Source organism: Subtercola sp. Z020 (assembly GCF_002931235.1).
In the GTDB taxonomy this organism is placed as follows: Bacteria; Actinomycetota; Actinomycetes; order Actinomycetales; family Microbacteriaceae; genus Subtercola.
The window spans coordinates 1-14,876 of the sequence record NZ_PSTT01000010.1 but is presented as its reverse complement, the minus strand read 5'-3'; the positions used below and the strand labels follow the sequence as shown (position 1 = coordinate 14,876).

The following is a 14,876-nucleotide window of genomic DNA, read 5'->3' as shown; positions in this document are numbered from 1 at the left end:
GATCGTTGTCATGACCCCGTCGCGTTCGCCTCGCCCGCTGGAGGCCGCGGGTGGCGACGATGCGCCGCAGACGCTGCTGGGCGAGCGGCAGGCGGAGATGCGGCAGGCGAGCCTCACCTTCCGCGAGTTGCTGAATCTCACCGCCGACTTCGAGCGCCACCTTGCTGCGCGCCTCGCCATCAACACCACCGACCTCGAGGCGATGGAACACCTCATCGAGGCCGGCCCACTCAGCCCCACCGAGCTCGCCCACCGCCTCGGCATCACCACCGCCGCCACCACGCTCGTCATCGACCGCCTCGAGAAGGCTGGGCACGCCGCCCGCGAAGCCCACCCCAGCGACCGCCGCAGCGTGCGCGTCGTGCCGGCCGCGGCATCCGTCGCCCGCACCTTCGCGGCCCTCCGCCCCCTCATCTTCGGGGTCGATGCCGTGCTCGACGACTTCGCCCCCGCCGAGCGCGCCGCCATCGAGCTCTACCTCGCGCGAGTGGCCGACGTCTACCGCGCCGTGCTGGCGCCGCCCCCGCCCGCGCCCGCCTTCTAGCGCGGCCCCGGCCAGACGGGGGTCAGTCGGGGAGGGTGGCGGCGTAGGCGCGCAGCGCGTCGCGCACGGAGGCCGCGGTGCCTGCGCCGTGGCGATCGTAGGTGCGGCCGAAGCGCTCGTCGCTGGCGTAGAGGTCGCCGAGCCCGACGAGGTACTCGGCCGTGATGCCGCCGGACCCGACAGGCGCGCCGCCCCCGGCAGCGGCGCCGCCCAGCGCGCGGGCGAGCCACGCGACGTGGCGCGCGGCGAGGGCCTGCGCCGCCGCGCCCGCAGCATCGGCTCCCGCCGCACGGAGCGCCGCGAAGTCGGCCGCCGTCGCGCGGCCCTCGGCCGTGAACGCGTGCTGCTCGGCATCCGTCAGCCCGCGCCACCATGAGTCGGAGTGCGCGTACGCCGACGGGCCCCAGCGCTCGATCACCTCCCGTTCGTGCTGCGTGTGATCGAATCCGTCGAACATCGTGTCTGCCATCAGTGGTTCTTCTTTCTGTATGCCGTCGAGCGTCTGCTGAACGGCGGCGATCTGCGTGTCGAGTCGCTGGCGCTCCGAACGGAGCCACTCGAGGTGCGTGCCGAGCGTCGAAGCGGGGTCGCCGGCGTTCGCCAGCACCCCGGCGATGGCCGGCAACCCGAGCCCGAGCTGCCGCAGCAGCAGGATGCGCTGCAGTCGCAGCAGTGCGGCGGCGTCGTAGTAGCGGTAGCCGTTGGCCCCGACACGGCTGGGCACCAGCAGCCCGAGCTCGTCGTAGTGCCGCAAGGTGCGGCTGGTGGTTCGGGCGAGCGCAGCGGTCTGCTGGATCGTCCACTCCCGGTCGTCGTTCGTTATACCGGCCACGCTTGAGGTTGACGCTGCGTCAGGGTCAAGCCGAGGCAGCTGGCCCGGCCAGCGCATCCGGCCAGCACTGCGCGGTCAGCGACCCCCGGCAGCGCCGTTGAAGCGCCCGAGCAGCGACGCGAAGGTGGCGAGCTCCGCCGGGCTCCACGTCTCGAACCGCTCCGCATAGTCCCTGGTCACCATCGCGCGCACGGCCGCCAGCCGCTCCTCGGCGAGCGGCGTCATCACCAGGTAGCTCGAGCGGCCGTCGTTCGGATCGGGCCGCGTGGTCACCAGTCCGAGCATCCGGAGCGTCGAGAGCTGGCGACTGACCGCGCTCTTATCGAGCCCCGTGACGGCCACGATGCTGCTCGCCTGCGAGGGCCCGTTCTGCGCGATGTGCCGGAGGATGGAGAAGCCCGTGGGCTGGAGGTCGGGATGCACCTCGGCCGAGTACAGGCGGATGGCCTGCCGCGCCGACCGGAACAACTGCGCGATGCCCGACTCGATGTCGAGCACGACGCTCTGCTCGGGTGGCCCTGCGGCGGCGGGCGAATCGTCAGGCGACATGGAACCCGACACTACCGACCAAACCTTCGAGCACCATCTGCAGCCACACTCGGCGTAGCCTGAAAGTATGACTTCTCTCATCGGTTCCAGCGACCTCGACGTCTTTCCCCTCTCCCTCGGCGGCAATGTGTTCGGCTGGACGGCCGACCGCGACGCCTCCTTCGACATCCTCGACGCCTACACCGCTGCGGGCGGCAACTTCATCGACACCGCCGACTCGTACTCGGCTTTCGCTCCCGGCAACCACGGCGGGGAGTCCGAGACGATCATCGGCGAGTGGATGGCCGACCGCGGCGTGCGCGACCAGATCGTCGTCGCGACGAAGGTCAGCCGGCATCCCGACTTCATGGGTCTCGCGGCCGCGAACATCCGCGCCGCCGCCGACGCCTCGCTCGCGCGCCTGCAGACCGACGTGATCGACCTCTACTTCGCCCACTTCGACGACGAGGAGACCCCCCTCGAAGAGACCGCCGGCGCCTTCGACGAGCTCGTGAAGGCCGGCAAGGTGCGCTACATCGCCCTGTCGAACTACTCGCCCGAGCGCATCGACGCGTACTTCGAGGTCGCCAGGGCCAACGGTTTCGCCCTGCCGGTCGCGCTGCAGCCGCACTACAACCTGGTGCACCGCAACGACTTCGAAGACACCCTCGCGCCGATCGCCGAGCGCGAGCACCTCGGAGTCGTACCGTATTACTCTCTCGCCAGCGGCTTCCTCACCGGCAAGTACCGCTCGAAAGACGACATCGGCGACTCCCCCCGCGCCTCGGGGGCGGCGAAGTTCGTCAGCACCCAGGGCCTCGCCATCATCGACGCGCTCGAACGCATCGGCCGCGCCCACGGCGCCAGCATCACCACCACCGCGCTCGCCTGGCTGCTGGCCAAGCCGACCGTGGTCGCCCCCATCGCGAGCGCCAGCCGGGTCTCGCAGGTCGCCGACCTCGTGGCTGTCGCCGACGTGACGCTCAGCTCCGACGAGGTCGCCGAGCTCGACGCCGTCAGCGCCTGGAACGGCTAGCGGCGGCGTGGTCGGGAGGAAGCGGCGGCGTGTACGTCGCTTCCTCCGTCTTCCGGGGCAGGAGGCACCGCCGAGTCGGCACCCCCGGTCGTGCGCCGCAGGGGCGGCGGCGCACCAGAATATTCAGTCGTCCATCAGGCCGTGCACCGTGGCCTCGTCGACGATGAGGTCGGTGATCAGGTGCGCGGCCAGCGCGCCGCGGAGGGCGGGCATCCGGGACTTGCCCGAGACGACGCAGATGCGCCTCGACACCCGCGCGAGCTGGTCGAGGGGCGGCCCGCTCGAGCGCAGGTTCATCGGCACGTCTGAACTCGACCCGTCTGAGCGGTAGAACACGGTCGCGACGTCACCGACGACATGCGAGGCCGTGAGGCTCTGGAAGTCCTGTTCGTCGAGGTAGCCGCTCGTGTAGACGTGGCCGGGTACGTCTGAGAGCGGCGTGCCGAGCCCGAAGAGCGCGACATCCATTCGCTTCTGAATGTCGAGCACCCGGCGGATGCTGCGCTCACGCCAGAGCACCTGCTTGGTCGCAGGGTCGTCGAAGAAGGCCGGAACAGGGAACTGCTGAACGTACGCGCCGTAGGCCGTACCGAACCGGCTCATGATCTCGCTGGCGTAGACGATTCCTGTCGTTCGCGTGTTTGCCGCCCCATTCAGCTGCACGATCTGCGAGTTGTGCGTCACTTTCGGCTGCAGATGGCGGGAGACGGCGCTCACGGTGCTGCCCCAGGCGATGCCCATCGTCATGTTCGAGTCGAAGTACTGGTTCAGGATGCGCGCGGCCGACATTCCCACCCGCTCCAGACGGTCGACCTCGTTCGCCGAATCGGGCACCGGCACGACGTGCACGGTGACATGGTGCTTGTCCTGGATGCGCTGCAGCGCCGTCGAGATGCGCTCGGCCGGCGTCTTCACCTGGATCTCGACCAGGCCGGCCTCCCGGGCGTAGCTGATCAGGCGCGAGACCGACGAACGCGAGGTGTGCAACTCTGCCGCGATCGCCTCCATCGTGAGATCCTGCATGTAGTAGAGGTGTGCGGCGCGCAACGCGTCTCGCACGCGTTCGCTGGCTGCCGGATGCTCGGCCACCGGTGGTCTCATCGTGCGCCCTTCCACGGATTGCACATGTGTGCAACTACCTTGACCATTCGTGTCACAGTTCTCAGTATGTATTGAGTCACACGGATTGCGCGGGTGCAACCTGGGACTTACACGAAGGCGAGTACACAGTGACTGACAACAACTCCTCATCGGCTGCGACCACCGGTCTCCGCAGCGATGTACAGGCCATCATCGATCGCCCCACGGCTGAAGTCCTGGTCATCGGCGGCGGCATCAACGGCGTGGGAACGTTCCGTGACCTCGCCCTTCAGGGAGTCGACGTCGTGCTCATCGAGCGCGCCGACTTCGTCTCCGGCGCATCTGCCGCGTCGAGTCACATGATCCACGGTGGCGTGCGCTACCTCGAGAACGGCGAGTTCCGGCTGGTTCGTGAATCGGTGCAGGAACGCAACCGTCTGCTGCGGCTGGCACCCCACTACGTCAAGCCACTGCCCACGACCATCCCGATCTTCTCGACCTTCTCTGGCATCCTGTCAGCCCCTCTGCGCCTGCTGACCCACAAGCCGGGCGGCAAGACCAAGGAGCGCGGCGCGTTGCTCATCAAGATGGGCCTCACCGGGTACGACTCGTTCTCGCGCGACGGCGGCACGGTGCCCCGCCACGAGTTCAAGGGCCACAAGAAGAGCATGCAGAAGTTCCCGAAGCTCCGCGACACCGTGAAGTACACGGCCCGCTACTACGACGCAGCCGTCGAGAACCCGGAGCGCCTGGCGCTCGACATCGTCGGCGACGGCATCGTGGCCGGCAAGGCCAAGGCCCGCCAGTCGAACTACGTCGAGGCGATCGGCTCGAGCCCCGAGGGCGTCGTGCTGCGCGACAACGTCAGCGGAACCGAGTTCACCGTGAAGGCCGACGTCGTGGTCAACACCTCCGGCCCGTGGACCGACCTCACCAACGCCGCGCTCGGCAAGTCGACCAGCTACATGGGCGGCACGAAGGGCTCGCACATCGTTCTCGACAACCAGGAGCTCTTCGACGCCTGCGCCGGGGGCGAGATGTTCTTCGAGAACAACGACGGCCGCATCGTTCTGATCTACCCGCTGAACGGCCGCGTGCTGGTCGGCACCACCGACATCGACGCCGACCCCGCGGAGCCCGCCGTCTGCACCGAAGAGGAGGTCGACTACTTCTTCGAACTCGTCTCGCACGTTTTCCCAACGATCGCGATCGATCGTTCGCAGATCGTCTTCCGCTACTCGGGCATCCGCCCCCTGCCGAAGCACGACGACACCGCACCCGGCTTCGTCTCGCGCGACTACCGCATCGAACAGAACGTGTTCGCCGGCGACAAGAAGACCCCGATGCTCAGCCTGGTCGGCGGCAAGTGGACCACGTGGCGTGCGCTCAGCGAACACCTCACCAACGAGACGCTCGCACTGCTGAAGAAGACCCGCTCCGTCGGCACCGAGAACCTGCAGATCGGCGGCGGCGTCGACTTCCCGACCACTGACTCGGGCGTGAAGGCGTGGGTCGCGAAGAACTCGGGCGGACTCACTCCGGCACGCGCGACGCAGCTGCTGAAGCGCTACGGCACCAAGGCATCGCAGGTGATCTCCTTCATCGGCGAGCACAGCGACGACACCGCGCTCACCTCGCTGCCGGAGTACAGCACGGCCGAGCTCGACTACCTCATCAGCACCGAGTACGTCGTGCACCTGACCGACCTCGTGTTGCGCCGAACCATCGTCGCCTTCACCGGCGGCCTGACGCAGCCCGTCTTCGACGAGCTCAGCACGATCGTCGGCAAGCAGCTCGGATGGTCGGCCGACGAACTTGCCGCCGAACGCCGGCTCGCCGTGGACGACCTCGCGTTCAACCACGGTCTGGAGCTCGAGGCGGCCGTTCCCGACGCCGTCGCGGAGAAGGTCGCGGGGGGCGTTTCTGCAAGCGCTTCCGCCAGCCAGCTGTAGAACGCAGAATTATGCACGGATGTGCATGACAGACGCCTTGTCCCTGGGGCGGGGTCGGCGCTAGGTTTCAAACTGGTTCCGAACCGCGCCCTGGGGCGTGGGCACACAAATGTGGCGAAGTCGCCTCAGAAGAAAGGTCAACGTGGACAATCTCGGTATTGATTTCGTATCGGAGCTGGTGGGCACAGCCCTCCTCGTGCTCCTCGGCTGCGGCGTGGTCGCCAACGTCGCCCTCACGAAGTCGAAAGGCTTCAACGGGGGCACCCTGATGGTCAACTTCGGCTGGGGTCTTGCTGTCTTCGCCGGTGTCATCGTCTCGTACGCCTCGGGCGCACACCTCAACCCGGCTGTGACCCTCGGTCTCGTCGCGAACGGCGCCAAGACGTTCGGTGGCGCGAACAGCCTGGTCGACGTCAACGTCGTCACGGTGATCGCCTACATCGGCGCCCAGCTGATCGGTGCCATCATCGGCGCCGTGTTCACCTGGCTCGCCTACAAGCAGCACTTCGACGAGGAGCCGGAGCCGGCCAACAAGCTGGGCGTCTTCTCGACCGGTCCGTCGATCCGTTCGTACGGCTGGAACCTCGTCACCGAGATCATCGGCACCTTCGTGCTGGTCTTCGTCGTCATCGGCTTCAGTGGCGGTCGCCAGGGCGAGGGCGGCCTCGCGGCCCTCGGCGCACTGCCCGTCGCCCTGCTCGTGATCGGCATCGGCGCCTCGCTCGGTGGACCGACCGGCTACGCCATCAACCCGGCACGTGACCTCGGCCCGCGCATCGCGCACGCCATCCTCCCCATCAAGGGCAAGGGTCCGTCCGACTGGTCGTACTCCTGGGTTCCCGTCGTGGGCCCGATCATCGGTGGTGTGCTCGCAGGTCTGCTGGCCATCCCGCTGCTCCCCATCCTCGGCTGACCCGCTGCTCGACTGAACCCGACAACAGAAATTACAAAGGAGTAGTAAATGAGCGAGCAGTACGTCATCGCCATCGACCAGGGAACCACCTCGTCGCGCGCCATCATCTTCAACCACGAGGGCGGCATCGTCGCCACGGGCCAGAAGGAGCACGAGCAGATCTTCCCGAAGGCGGGCTGGGTCGAGCACAACCCGAAGGAGATCTGGGACAACGTTCGCGAGGTCATCGGCCAGGCGCTCTCGAAGGCCAACCTGACCCGTCACGACATCGTGTCGATCGGTATCACCAACCAGCGTGAGACCGCCGTCGTGTGGGACAAGAACACCGGCGAGCCCGTCTACAACGCCATCGTCTGGCAGGACACCCGCACGCAGTCGATCGTCGACCGCCTGGCCGGCTCTGAGGGCGTGGAGAAGTACAAGGACATCGTGGGCCTCCCGCTCTCGACGTACTTCGCCGGAACGAAGATCGTCTGGATCCTCGAGAACGTCGACGGCGCCCGCGAGCGCGCCGAGGCCGGAGACCTGATCTTCGGCACGACCGACACCTGGGTTCTCTGGAACCTCACCGGCGGCGTCAACGGCGGCATCCACGTCACCGACGTGACCAACGCCTCCCGCACGATGTTCCTCGACCTCAAGACGCTCGAGTGGCGCGACGACATCCTCGCCGACTTCGGTGTGCCGAAGTCGATGCTGCCGACCGTCAAGAGCTCCTCGGAGGTCTACGGCACGGCGAGCGACAACTCGCTGCTCCGTGAGGTGCCGATCGCCGGCATCCTCGGCGACCAGCAGGCGGCCACGTTCGGCCAGGCCGCCTACGACAAGGGCGAGGCGAAGAACACCTACGGCACCGGTAACTTCATCATCTTCAACACCGACACCGAGATCGTGAAGAGCGAGAACGGCCTGTTGACGACGATCGGCTACAAGCTGGGCGACGGCGAGACGCACTACGCGCTCGAAGGCTCGATCGCTGTCACCGGTTCGCTGGTGCAGTGGCTGCGCGACAACCTCGGCATCATCAGCTCGGCCCCCGAGGTCGAGACGCTGGCGAAGACGGTCGACGACAACGGTGGCGCGTACTTCGTGCCCGCGTTCTCGGGCCTGTTCGCTCCGCACTGGCGGTCGGATGCCCGTGGCGCCCTTGTGGGCCTCACCCGCTACGTCAACAAGGGCCACATCGCCCGGGCCGCGCTCGAGGCGATCGCGTTCCAGACCAAAGAGGTCATCGACGCGGTCAACGCCGACTCCGGCGTTCCGCTCACCGAGCTCAAGGTCGACGGCGGAGCGACGCAGAACGACACCCTGCTGCAGTTCCAGGCCGACATCCTCGGCGTACCCGTGGTGCGCCCGGTCGTCGCCGAGACGACCGCGCTCGGTGCCGCCTACGCAGCGGGTCTCGCGACCGGCTTCTGGGCGAACCTCGACGACCTGCGTGCGAACTGGCTCGAAGACAAGCGCTGGGAGCCGAGCATGGACGAAGACGAGCGCGCGCGCCTCTACCGCAACTGGAAGAAGGCCGTCACGAAGACCCTCGACTGGGTCGACGAAGACGTGCGCGAGTAGCTTCTCCGCGAAAGTAACAGTGGGCGGGTCATCTCAGGATGGCCCGCCCACTGGCGTTTGCGCGAGGAGTCGCCTCTTTGGTCAGGCGGCTGCCCGGCGGCGCCTGCGCCGCATGATCGGCCCGAGCACGATGCCGCCCCCGAGGAGCAGCGAGGCGAACACGGCACTCACCCACGACGTCTCGCCGAGACCGGTCTCTGCGAGGTGGGAACCGTGGATGCCAGCAGTCCCGCCTGGCAGGGAGGAGCCGCCCGTGGGCGTGGTCGCACCGCCGGTCGACGTGATCGCTCCGCCCCCGCCAGCTCCGCCACCGGTGGAAGGCGTGGTGGGATCGATGGGAGCGGCCACCACCACGATCGTCAGCGGCACCGCAGCCGAGGTACCGGCAGCGTTGGTGGCCACGACGGAGAAGGAACTCCGACCGATCTCGGTCGGAGTTCCAGAGAGCACTCCGGTACCCGCATCGAGCTTCAGCCACGCGGGCAGCGCCCCGACCACAGCGAATGTCGGAACCGGAACTCCCGAGGCGGCAAGCTGGAACGAGTATGGCGTTCTCACAACGGCGGCACCAGACGCGCCGGAGGTGATCACGGGCACACTCGACGGGTTGGCGATCGGAATGGTGATGATCGCGGTGGCATTCGCGTTGACGAGGGAGCTCACAACGCGAACGCGTACGGCGTAGCTGCTCATCGTCGTCATCGTCGGCGTTCCGAATATCAGTCCATCCGAACGAATTTCAAGTCCCGGCGGCAACGGGTCGAGCGTTTCGAAGGTAAGGGGCCCATCGCCGGTTGCAACGACCTTCTGAAAGAAGAAGGTTCCGACTGACGCAGCCGGGAGTGTGGTCGGATCGATGTTCGGGAGCTCCGCTGCTCGAACAGGAACAGTGATCTTCGCACTGGCTATCCCGCCTTTACCACCGACCGTCACAGTGAATGTGTAGGACGTCATGGTGGTCGCGGTCGGCGTCCCGACAAGTGACCCTGTTGTGAAGAGTGTGATCCCCGGCGGAAGGGGATCGGTGGTGGTGAACTGCAACGGACCATCACCGGATGCAGGGATGAACTGTCCGTACTCGACTCCGATCACCGCCGTCGGAAGGGTCTTGTCAGAGATCGTCGGTACCACTTGGCGAACAGGAGCCGTGTGAACGGGACCCGAACGGGCGGGTGAAGCATCGGCCGCCTGGGCCGGGCAGGCGAACACGGCCGAGGCGAGCAGCGTCGAGGCGAGTGCCGTTGAGAGCGCCAGCCCACGCACGGCGGCGAGGCGGGCAGGTCGTCGAGCGACCGCGGGATGAGAAAGGTAAGCAGGAATCATGACCTATTCCTACCATAAATGAGATAATGTCACTATGGATGAAGGAGGGAAGAACTACCGGAAGCAGCGATCGGGTCACGCTCGAGCCGGGCGCAACCGAGGCGGAGGCGGAGGCGTGGCTGCGGGCTCGGGGGCTGCCGTTCTTCGTGCGGCGGCGACGGCGGGGCGCGCTGCTCGTGGCACGCACGGCGCCGTTCGTCGCGCTGCTGGCCGCCGCCGACCTCGGGCGCGGGATGCTCGACCGCACCACGTTCAGCCTCGACGCCGACTCCCCCGCGGCCGGCCTCGCCCTCCTCGTGCTGACCGGTCTCGCGCTGGTGGTGCTCGTGGGGGCCCCGGCGGCCGCGTTCCTGCTGTCGGCGGAGTGGATCCGCACGTCGCCGCGAGCGATGACCGTTTCGGGCCTCGTGCTCATCGCGTTCTACGTCGCCGCCGCGCCGTGGCTGGCCGGGCATCCATTCCCCGAAGCAGCGACCAACGGTGCGTACGTCGCCCTGGCGCTGCTCGCGACCTGGTGCGGTGTCGGTTCGCTCGTCAGCTGGTCGCTCCGCACGGCGGTTCGCCAACTCGGGGCGATCGGCCAGCTGACGAGTCGCGCCCTTCCGCTGCTGATGCTCGTCGTGGTCGTCTCGTTCTTCTCGCGCACCCTCTGGGAGGTGGCGAACGGGATGTCGCCGGCCCGCCTCGGGGGCGTCGTCGCCCTGTTCGCCCTGCTGGGGTTGTTCTTCATCGTGCCGGTGACCCGCGCAGAGACCGTGGGGCTCGAGAACCCCGGCCCACCCCTCAGCCGGCGGGAGCACGCGAACGTGACCACGGTGCTCGTGCTCGCACAGGGCTTCCAGGTCGCGATCTTCTCTGTTCTGGTCTGCGCCTTTCTCACCGTGCTTGGCCGGGTCGCCTTCAGCGACAGCCTGCTTGACGCCTGGCTCGGGCCGGACCGCGAGCCGTTCGCCCCGGCCGGCATCCCCCTCCCCCTCGACGCCGCCCTCGTGAAGACCGCGGCGCTGCTCAGTTGCGTCTCGTCACTGAACTTCCTCATCTCGGCGACGACGGGGGCCGCGTACCGGTCGGCCTTCTACGACCCCCTCTTCGACGACGCCGGCCGGGCACTCGAGGTGCGCGCTCGATACTTCGACTCTGCGCCCGCAGAATCCGCCCGCCCGGAATCGGCACGAAAGATGCTTGCAGAAGGGGAATAAAAGCGGTTCCCCGGCAGTTTGAGACCCCGTTTGCGAGGTGTAGTGTCGTCACTCGTGACTAACGAACCCAAGTCAGCGAAGCGCTGGATCATCGGCGAACCGCTGCCCAGCCACAAGCTGGAGGGGCAGCTTCTCCCGAAGCGTCTGGCACTCCCGATCTTCGCCAGCGACCCGCTCTCGAGCGTCGCCTACGCGCCGCAGGAACTGCTGATGATCCTCCTCATCGGCGGTCTCGCGTTCTTCTCCTTCGCCCCCTACGTCGCCGCGGCCGTCGTGCTGCTGCTGGTCGTCGTCGTCGCCTCGTACCGCCAGCTCGTGAAGGCCTATCCCTCGGGCGGCGGCGACTACGAGGTCGCGCACAAGAACCTCGGCGAGAAGGCCGGCCTGGTCGTCGCCTCCGCGCTGCTGGTCGACTACGTGCTGACCGTCGCTGTCTCGGTCGCCAGTGGCGTCGACAACATCATCTCGGCGATCCCCGAACTGAACGGGTTCCGGGTCGAGCTCGCCATCTTCTTCGTCATTCTGCTCGCCGCAGTGAACCTCCGGGGCGTGCGGGAGTCGAGCAAGGCCTTCGCCATTCCCACCTACGTCTTCGTCGGCAGCGTGCTGCTGATGATCATCGTCGGCCTCACCCGCACCGCCGTGGGCAGCGCGCCGGTCGCCGAGTCGGCCGACTACGGGGTGAAGGCCGAGAGCCTGGGCCAGGTGGCAGTCATCCTGCTGCTGCTCCGCGCTTTCTCGAGTGGATGCTCGGCCCTCACCGGCGTCGAAGCGATCGCCAATGGTGTGCCCGCGTTCCGTCGCCCCAAGATCCAGAACGCCCAGCGCACGCTGGTGCTGATGGGCGGAATCGCCATCACGCTGTTCGCCGGGCTCATCTCGCTCGCCCTCATCTCTGGCGTGCACTACGCCGAGAACAGCTGCGAGCTCGTCGGCTTCGCGAACTGTTCGACCACCCCCCAGCGCAGCCTGATGGCGCAGGTGGCCGCGTCGGTGTTCGGCAACAACACGATTCCGTTCTACATCATCCAGGCCGCGACGGCCGCCGTTCTGCTGCTCGCCGCCAACACCGCGTTCAACGGTTTCCCGCTGCTCGGCTCGGTGCTCGCGAAGGACTCCTACGCCCCGAAGGCGATGCTCACCCGCGGCGACCGCCTCGTGTTCTCGAACGGCATGATCCTGCTGGCGCTGGCGGCGGCCGCCATCCTGCTCGTCTACCAGGCGTCGCTCACGAACCTCATCCAGCTGTACATCATCGGCGTCTTCGTGTCGTTCACCCTCGGCCAGAGCGGGATGATCGTGCACTGGGTCAAGCTGCTCCGAAGCGGTGCACCCGACCGCGGCGCGACCATCCGCAGCCTGACGATCAACTCGTTCGGCGCCCTGCTCACCGGCGTCGTGCTCATCGTCGTGACCATCACCAAGTTCACCCACGGCGCCTGGCTCGTCTTCGTGATCATGCCGATCCTCTACATCTTCATGCTCGGCATCAACCGCTACTACCGCGACGTGAACAAGGAGATCGAGGTCGACCCGGTCACCACGTTCGGAGCGAAGGGCGACCACGCCATCGTGATCGTCGGGCGCATGCAGAAGCCGGTGCTGAAGGCGCTGGACTACGCGATCGCCGCCCGCCACGCCTCGCTCGAGGCGGTGCACGTCTCGATCGACGAGGAGCAGACCGCCCAGCTGGAGCGGGCCTGGGCCGGCCAGAACATCGCGGTGCCGCTGCGCATCATCGAGTCGCCCTACCGGGATGTGGCAGAGCCGCTCTGCGCCTACATCAAGAAGCACCGCGCGCAGTTCGGCGCCGAGGTGGTAACGGTCTACACACCGATCTACATCGTCGGCCACTGGTGGGAGTCGCTGCTGCACAACCACAAGGCGCGCCGGCTCAACAGGCGGCTCATGCTGGTGCACGGTGTCACGATCTCACTGGTTCCGTGGCTGCTCGATTCGAGCGAACTCATCTATGGGCGTCGGTCGCGCCCCGTACCCGGCCAGGAGCGCCGCGGCGACCCCGTGCGGCCCGTGGTGCGGGCGCACACGCCCACGGTCTCAGACGGGTCGCCGCGGCATCCGTCCGGCGCGCACGCACCCGACGGAACGGCACTCGTGGGGGACGCGGGGGCAGCGCAGGCGCCGGTCGGCGCTGCTGCGCCCGTCTCGGTGGGGTCGGGGGTGGCTGGGCCTGGTTCTGGAGGGTCTGGGGCCGGAGGGTCCGGGGCCGGGCTGGCTGGCGCCGGTCAGTCTCTGGATGCCCGGCGGCACGCCTCCCGCGATGCCACTGTCGAACGGCCGCACCCGCGGAGCTGAGCGCGTCTCGTCGGCGGCCACGCCGCCCGGGCCGCGGCCCCGCCACGCTCGGAGTGCACAGAAGAACCCCGTGCGCTGCATGCTAAACTCACGTGTAGTTTTTCTTGTATTCAACTCATCCGGGTGGCGTTCATCCCCCGGCCCGAAAGGTGAGGGGGTCACGCATGGGGCGCGGCCGTCAAAAAGCTAAGCACACCAAGGTGGCGCGCGAGCTGAAGTACTTCAGCCCCGACACCAACTACAGCGCGCTCGAGCGCGAACTGGGCACTCACTCCGAACCCGACTTCGCTGCGCTCGCCGCCAAGTACGACGTACCCGACGCCGACCTCGACGACCCCGACTTCGACGACGACCCCGAGTCCGACGCTCCCGACCTGGCCGCCTCCTGGCTGCCGAACGACGAGCAGAAGCGCGCCTGACCCGCTGGCGGCTCCGCCGCCGCACGCCCGGCGCGGCTCCGCCGAGCCAAACGATCCGCCACGGCGGCTCCGCCGAGCCACACGATCCGCCGCTCGCCCCGCCCGTCTCAGGCGGCGGCCGCGCGTCCCTGTCTGCCTTGCTTGACGCCCGATCGCCGGAGAACCCTTTCTGGCTGACGTTCTTCGCCAGCGCGCTACGCCTTCCTTCCCCGGCAACCCCGGCACCGCCGCTCAGTCGAAACCCCGAAAGTCGCTGGTAGGCGGCGCCGAGTGCCGCGACCGTTGGGGTTTCGACCGCCGAACGGCTTACCGCGGCGGCGCTGGGTCAGCGCGACGTGTCCGGAGGTTCGCCAGGACACCGCTGAGCCGATCCGGACCGAAGAGCGGGGAGGTTCGGCTGAGGAGTGTCCGAGTAGCCGTGCCGGCTGCTATGGGCGAGCAGGTCAGCGGGAGGCGTCGGGGCGAGGGGCCGCGTCGGGGGCGGGTCGCTCGGGTTCGGTCCCGGCATCCAGAACCGGATGGGAAGACGGAGCCGCGAGGGGCGCGGCGTCCGTGAGCCCGGGCGCGGGAGCGGGCGCGGAGCCGACCGACTCGATGCGCTCGATCTCGATCGTCTTGGCGCGGCGGCGGGAGGCGCGGTCGACCACGAGCGCCACGACGGCGCCCGCGACGATGCCGACGACCACGAAGAGGATGCCGAGGAATCCGAAGATCTGGGCGAGGTTGAACCCGGGCGGCTCGGGGAACGCGAACGTCAGGATCAGCGCGACGAGAAGCCCGGCGATCGCTCCGACGGTCATGAAGCGGAAGTAGCGGGGCGACCTGTGAATCGTGACGGTGTCGACACCCGCGGGGCGCTCGTCGTCGAGGTACGCCGCACGCTCGGCTGCGGCGCGCTCGGTCACCGACTCGAGGGCTGGGTCGCTACGGTCGGTGCCGGCTCTGGATGTCGCGGCCGCGCCGTTGCGGAGGCCGGCGTCGGGCGCGGCCTCACCCGGGGTGCGCTCGGCGCCGGGGACGGGCACGCCGCCGCGCGTCGGCTCGGACTCGGCTGCACCTGTGTTGCTCACCCCTCCATTGTCGCGCACCTCGGCTGGGCGCACGGCCGTGTTGCGGGGTGGGCGGTGCTGTGCAGTGGAGGTGAGAGTCCTCGGGTGCGTTGGGA

The 14,876-nt window shown here is 68.1% G+C and carries 13 protein-coding genes; 8 read left to right on the top strand and 5 right to left on the bottom strand.

What is annotated here, in order from left to right:
* Positions 1 to 10 precede the first annotated feature (10 nt).
* Positions 11 to 544: a MarR family winged helix-turn-helix transcriptional regulator gene (locus C5B96_RS01755; protein ID WP_233188931.1), complete on the top strand. Its 534-nt coding sequence runs from the start codon at positions 11 to 13 to the stop codon at positions 542 to 544.
* A 22-nt stretch (positions 545 to 566) separates the two neighbouring features.
* Here the strand turns inward: C5B96_RS01755 and C5B96_RS01750 are convergent, their stop codons facing one another.
* Positions 567 to 1,376 (bottom strand): TipAS antibiotic-recognition domain-containing protein, encoded by an 810-nt coding sequence (locus C5B96_RS01750; protein WP_233188930.1) that lies wholly within the window; start codon positions 1,374 to 1,376, stop codon positions 567 to 569.
* A 75-nt stretch (positions 1,377 to 1,451) separates the two neighbouring features.
* A complete protein-coding gene (locus tag C5B96_RS01745) occupies positions 1,452 to 1,925 on the bottom strand; it encodes a MarR family winged helix-turn-helix transcriptional regulator (RefSeq protein ID WP_158507098.1) in 474 nt (157 codons plus the stop codon).
* A 67-nt stretch (positions 1,926 to 1,992) separates the two neighbouring features.
* Between C5B96_RS01745 and C5B96_RS01740 the strand changes: the two genes are divergently transcribed.
* Positions 1,993 to 2,940, top strand: coding sequence for an aldo/keto reductase (locus C5B96_RS01740; RefSeq protein WP_104242359.1), 948 nt, complete (start codon positions 1,993 to 1,995; stop codon positions 2,938 to 2,940).
* A 123-nt stretch (positions 2,941 to 3,063) separates the two neighbouring features.
* Here C5B96_RS01740 and C5B96_RS01735 read toward each other — a convergent pair whose 3' ends face one another.
* A complete protein-coding gene (locus C5B96_RS01735; RefSeq protein ID WP_104242357.1) occupies positions 3,064 to 4,041 on the bottom strand; it encodes a sugar-binding transcriptional regulator in 978 nt (325 codons plus the stop codon).
* Between the two features lie 128 nt (positions 4,042 to 4,169).
* On the opposite strand from C5B96_RS01735, the gene C5B96_RS01730 reads away from it, so the two are divergent.
* The 3 genes from C5B96_RS01730 to glpK all read left to right on the top strand — a co-directional run bounded on the left by C5B96_RS01730 (position 4,170) and on the right by glpK (position 8,454).
* Entirely contained in the window at positions 4,170 to 5,972 is a 1,803-nt protein-coding gene (locus tag C5B96_RS01730; protein WP_104242355.1) for a glycerol-3-phosphate dehydrogenase/oxidase, read from the top strand.
* Positions 5,973 to 6,081: 109 nt separating this feature from the next.
* Positions 6,082 to 6,885 (top strand): MIP/aquaporin family protein, encoded by an 804-nt coding sequence (locus C5B96_RS01725; protein WP_104242353.1) that lies wholly within the window; start codon positions 6,082 to 6,084, stop codon positions 6,883 to 6,885.
* A gap of 48 nt (positions 6,886 to 6,933) precedes the next feature.
* The gene (gene glpK, locus C5B96_RS01720; protein WP_104242351.1) at positions 6,934 to 8,454 is read left to right on the top strand and encodes a glycerol kinase GlpK; all 1,521 of its coding nucleotides are present in this window, start codon (positions 6,934 to 6,936) and stop codon (positions 8,452 to 8,454) included.
* 81 nt (positions 8,455 to 8,535) lie between these two features.
* Here glpK and C5B96_RS18035 read toward each other — a convergent pair whose 3' ends face one another.
* Positions 8,536 to 9,777, bottom strand: a complete 1,242-nt coding sequence (locus C5B96_RS18035) for a putative Ig domain-containing protein (RefSeq protein ID WP_104242349.1) — start codon at positions 9,775 to 9,777, stop codon at positions 8,536 to 8,538.
* 38 nt (positions 9,778 to 9,815) lie between these two features.
* Between C5B96_RS18035 and C5B96_RS01710 the strand changes: the two genes are divergently transcribed.
* From C5B96_RS01710 to C5B96_RS01700, 3 genes are all read left to right on the top strand, one after another.
* The gene (locus C5B96_RS01710) at positions 9,816 to 10,976 is read left to right on the top strand and encodes a hypothetical protein (protein ID WP_104242347.1); all 1,161 of its coding nucleotides are present in this window, start codon (positions 9,816 to 9,818) and stop codon (positions 10,974 to 10,976) included.
* Positions 10,977 to 11,030: 54 nt separating this feature from the next.
* A complete protein-coding gene (locus C5B96_RS01705) occupies positions 11,031 to 13,292 on the top strand; it encodes an APC family permease (protein ID WP_199176521.1) in 2,262 nt (753 codons plus the stop codon).
* Between the two features lie 164 nt (positions 13,293 to 13,456).
* Positions 13,457 to 13,711, top strand: coding sequence for a DUF3073 domain-containing protein (locus C5B96_RS01700; RefSeq protein ID WP_104242345.1), 255 nt, complete (start codon positions 13,457 to 13,459; stop codon positions 13,709 to 13,711).
* A gap of 443 nt (positions 13,712 to 14,154) precedes the next feature.
* On the opposite strand, the gene C5B96_RS01695 is transcribed toward C5B96_RS01700, so the two are convergent.
* Positions 14,155 to 14,781, bottom strand: coding sequence for a hypothetical protein (locus C5B96_RS01695; protein WP_104242343.1), 627 nt, complete (start codon positions 14,779 to 14,781; stop codon positions 14,155 to 14,157).
* Between the last annotated feature and the right edge of the window lie 95 nt (positions 14,782 to 14,876).